Source organism: Pseudarthrobacter sp. rb (assembly GCF_056389225.1).
The window spans coordinates 1-4,602 of the sequence record NZ_JBWJAR010000042.1 but is presented as its reverse complement, the minus strand read 5'-3'; the positions used below and the strand labels follow the sequence as shown (position 1 = coordinate 4,602).

The window sequence follows — 4,602 nt, the reverse complement described above, 5'->3', positions numbered from 1 at the left end:
AACAGCACGCATAAAAGCGAACCATTTTCCAGGCCGTTCAAAAAGGGGGGTTGGCCGCTATTTTTCCGCTTCAGCGGCGGCGACTCAGAAAACAATACCCGCACACAACCCCCACCGCAAATCGGGCTAAACCGGGCCGCACGGGCCACCCTAAACCCCGGAATGACGCGGTTTTTCGCTGCCCAGGCAGGGGTTTTCGCCCCTCTTGCGTCAGTTGGCCGCCTTTATGGAGTGGCTCACATCTGCTGCACGCCGTTCCCCGTTACCCGGAGGACCAGCTCGAAGTCCGCCGCCCGCGGCTTCAACCGGTATGGCTCCAGAACGCCGGGCCCGCACGCTGCTGTCCCCACACCCCTCATGGCATGGTCAAGGTGGATGTAGGTGCGCCCGTCCGGAATGAGATCCGGCCTGTGGGTTGCTGCTGCCAGGGCCTGCATGCTGTACGGCCGGACTGTCAGCGCAAAGGGCGCGCCGGAAACGTGCAGCTTCCTGCCACCCGTGCTCACTACCGCGGACTGCACGCCGGACCGGACCCCCGACTCCTGGGGGCGGACGTACTCCACGTCCAGGTCGGCGAGGGGCAGCTCGAACCATCCTGTCCGGGTGCCTTGCCCGGTGTCCGGGTAACTCTGGTGCGGGCCCTGGCCGAACCAGCCCACGGTGGTTGTGCCGGCACCCAGCACAAGTTCCAGCCCGAGCCTCGCCCACTCCACCTCAAAGCCGGCGTTGAGCCACTCCCCTACCGGAGTGACATGGGTCCGCAAGGCCAGGGAGCCGGCGCTGCTGGTCCACTCATAGTCAACCAACACCCCGAACTGTTTGTCCGCCGCTCCCATGCGCGTGCTGACGCGAAGGTGCTCGCCGCCGTCGGGCGTTGTTTCGGCGCCGATGCCCAGCAGGCGGGTGTGCAGCCGGTCGAGTCCCGCCTCCTTCCACTGGATGGCAAGGGGCCGCTCGTCCGCGCTTCCCCACTCCCGGCCGAGGTCGTTGTCCGTGGGTGCCCACCACAGGACCAGGCCCAGTTTTTCCACGGGCAGGCCACCGATGCAGGTGGGCATGCCGGTGGCCCGGTCGAATACGGCAGGGCCCAGCCGGAGTTCCTGGTCGGTAACGTCAACCGGTTCTTCGGCCGGCGGCATGGCGGGTGGCGGCACCGCCCGGACTGCCTGCCCCCACGCCACCTCATGGCCGGCAGAACCCCAGGCAGTGTCCGCGGCGAGTACGGCGCTGACCGTGAGTACGGCCGGCTGGCTCTCCGGCAGGCCCGCCACATACCGGGCCACCTCCGCCGGCAGCTCCACAACAGCCCGGGACTGCGGTGCGAGCGGCGGAACTGCCACCGTTCCCTCCAGCTGCGTGCCGCCGTCGGCCTCCACCTTGTACTGGAACCGGAAGGCGGATGTGTCCGCAAAGTCCTGCCCGTTCCGCACGGTGAAGCCGGCCCAGGTGTCAGCCACCCCGATGTGCAGCGGCTCAATCACCTTCTTGAAATCCAGCAGGCCGGGACGTGGGTTGCGGTCGGCGTCCACCAGCCCGTCCGTGACGAAGTTCCCGTCATGGATCTCCTCACCGAAGTCCCCGCCATAAGCGAAGTGGTGGCCGCCGCCAGGGGAGGGGACGGTGATCCCGTGCTCAAGCCATTCCCAGACGAAGCCGCCCATAAGCCGGGGATACCGTTCGAACAGCTCCTGGTACTCGCTCATGCCGCCGGGGCCGTTGCCCATGGCGTGCACGTACTCGCACAGCATGAACGGCATGGCGCGGCGACGCGCATCGAGTGCGGCATCCTCCAGGGGCGGCTCGATGCCCTGCCCGATGAGCTCCGTCTCGGCCTGGCTGGCATACATCCGTGAGTAGACATCCACGAAGGGCGACGACCAGTCGCCCTCGTAGTGGATGGGACGGGACGGGTCACGGTCCTTGGTCCATCGCGACATGGCCGCCAGGTTCCTGCCGGTGCCCGCCTCATTGCCCAGCGACCACATGATCACGGAAGGATGGTTTTTGTCGCGCTCCACCGTCCGCTGCATCCGGTCCAGCAGCGCGGCCTCCCACTGCGGATCATCGCTGGGGTTGTGTGCCCAGCCGGCGCTGTGGAAGCCATGCGTTTCGAGATCGCATTCAAGAACCACATAGAACCCCAGCCGGTCCGCCAGCGCAAGGAACTCGGGGTGCGGCGGGTAATGCGAGGTCCTGATGGCGTTGATATTGTGCTGCTTCATCAACCGCAGCTCGGCCTCCACCACATCCGGCGGCACAACGCGGCCAAACCGGGGGTGGTGCTCGTGGCGGTTTACGCCGCGGAGCAGGATCCGCCGGCCGTTCACCTTGAACTGGGCGTCCTCGATGGTGATGCTCCGGAAGCCCACCTGCAGCGATACTGTCTCGCCGGGGCTGCTGACAGTGGCGTCGTAGAGGCGTGGGGTTTCAGCAGACCAGGGTTCCACGCCGGGAACTTGCTGCTCCACCCCGGCGGCCAGTTCGAGGCCAAGTTCCGGAACGCGGACGACGGCGTCAATCGCCTGCCCCGAGCGGGTCACCTCAACGCGGAGCGAGCCGGCGCCCGTTCCCGGGTCGTAGCCCGCGTGGACAAATACATCGTCAATGCCGTGCTCCGGCCGGCCTTGCAGCGTCACGTCCCGGAAGATGCCCGGGAGCCACCACATGTCCTGGTCCTCCACGTAGCTCGAGGCGGAGAACTGGGCCACCCGGACCGCCAGGATGTTGGTTCCTTCGACCAGGACGCCGGAGACATCGAATTCGTGGGCCAGCCTGCTCCCGCGGGTAGTCCCCAGTTCCACCCCGTTCAGCCACACGGTCCCGGCAGAATCGATGCCATCGAACCGGAGCACGGCGTGCGGGAGGAACTCCGGGCCTGCCTCAAAGGCCACCAGGTGGTCGCCAATGGGATTGGCATCCGGCACGTGCGGGGGTTCCACCGGGAAGGGGAACTGGACGTTGGTATAGGCCGGGGAGCCGTGGCCGTGCATGTTCCAGCTCGAGGGGACGGGAAGGGCAGTGAAGCCGGACAGCCCGGTGCCGCGCTGCCACCCGTCGTTGGGTGCCGTCCGGATTCCGGGGCTCAGCCGGAACTTCCATTCCCCATTGAGTGAGAGCCTGGGTGCGTCGGATTCGAGGTACGCCCGTGCTGGAAGGCTTCCCCGCCCCGGTGCCGCAGAGGCCAATTCCCGGGCCTCCGCGGCACCAAGATCCAGGGAGCGGGAGGGGGCCGGGGCGGCGGAGCCGTTACCGGCAGTTTCGGCTCGGTTGTGCAATGGCATGTGTCTTCCTTGGCGGGGAGGAGTACGGTGCGTGAACGTTCACGGTGCTGCAGAAGAAGCCTAGCCTGTCGATTTCCATTTGAGTAGGGCTCAGGCGGACTGCCGGAGGACAAGCTGATGCCGGAGGGTCAGGAAGGCCTCGGCGCTGCGGTCCTTGATTGTGCCGGAAAGCAAGCCGTCCACGAGTCCGACGGCGGCGCGGCCCACCGCGCGAAGGTCAAGCGAGAGGGTGGTCAGCTCGGGGGTGAGCAGCTCACCGAGCGGTATCCCGTCCATGCCGATGACCGGACAATCGTTCGGGGCAGACCTGCCAGCTTCCTGGAGCGCCTTCAGTGCGCCTGCTGCCATCAGGTCGTTGAAGGCGAGAATGCCGTCGACCCGGCTGCCGCCCGTTGGGAGGAGGGCGATGGCTGATTTGGCAGCGGCCGCGGACGGCTCCGCCGGGAGGCGGGTGAGGTGCACGCCTGCCTGTTCGGCCTCGGCCGCTGCTGCCGTACTCCGGCTGCTGGCGTTATTGCCTTGGTCAGAGTCAAGGAAGATGATGTTCCTGCAACCCCGGGACGACAGGTGTGTGAGGGCGAGCCGGGCAGCGTGACGGTAGTCGAAGGAGATTCCGCCGGCAGTGTCCGTGCCCGGGTAGTCGATGGCGACGACCGGGCGCCGGCCCATCAGCGCCTGCGCTTCGTCAGGGTGCGGCGCGAAGTAGCCGATCAGTGCGTCCACCTGGGGCGCGAGCCGGGCAGCGGCAGTTACGGCGCTGCCGGTGCCATGGCCGTAGTCGTCCATCACCACGTTCCAGCCGCGCTCGGTGGCCGCCTCAACCACGCTGGAGGCAAAGGCCGGAAAATAGGGGTTTGTCAGGTCCGGGATGGCGAGTCCTACAGAAGTCCGGGCGCCCTGCACCAGGCCCTTCGCAAAGCGGCTGGGGACGTACCCCATTTCCGCTGCGAGTCCCTGGACCCGTTCCCTGGTTTCCTGGCTGATGCCGGCCATGTCATTCATGGCGCGGGTCACGGTCTGGCGTGATACACCGGCTGCAGCTGCCACATCCAGGATGGTGGCCCGCTTGCCCCTGGGTCCTGGGATCTGGGGGGTCATAGACGGTAAGTCTAGGCGGCTGAGCCAGATGCGCCATCAAATATGGCTGCTAACCGGGGGTTTTGGGGACCATACCTGATGGAGCAAGTCAGGGGTTGTTTTGTTTGTTAAATGTGGGAGGCCCCAACCGTGTGTGGTTGGGGCCTCGACCATGAATGATGTTCCGGCGGTGACCTACTCTCCCACACCCTCCCGGGTGCAGTACCATCGGCGCTGTGGGTCT

2 protein-coding genes are annotated in these 4,602 nt (G+C 66.6%); both read right to left on the bottom strand.

The annotated features are described in order from the left end of the window. Nucleotides 1-236: 236 nt before the first annotated feature. Complete coding sequence (locus ACWRN3_RS22705; protein WP_476742013.1) at nt 237-3,281, bottom strand: glycoside hydrolase family 2 TIM barrel-domain containing protein; 3,045 nt, start codon at nt 3,279-3,281, stop codon at nt 237-239. Between the two features lie 90 nt (nt 3,282-3,371). Next, on the bottom strand, nt 3,372-4,379 hold the full coding sequence (locus ACWRN3_RS22700; RefSeq protein ID WP_476742012.1) for a LacI family DNA-binding transcriptional regulator: 1,008 nt from the start codon (nt 4,377-4,379) through the stop codon (nt 3,372-3,374). Between the last annotated feature and the right edge of the window lie 223 nt (nt 4,380-4,602).

What these genes read in the sequence shown, in the direction of transcription:
- ACWRN3_RS22700 (WP_476742012.1), bottom strand. Translation starts at nt 4,379, where the DNA reads ATGACCCCCCAGATCCCAGGACCCAGGGGCAAGCGGGCCACCATCCTG.
- ACWRN3_RS22705 (WP_476742013.1), bottom strand. Translation starts at nt 3,281, where the DNA reads ATGCCATTGCACAACCGAGCCGAAACTGCCGGTAACGGCTCCGCCGCC.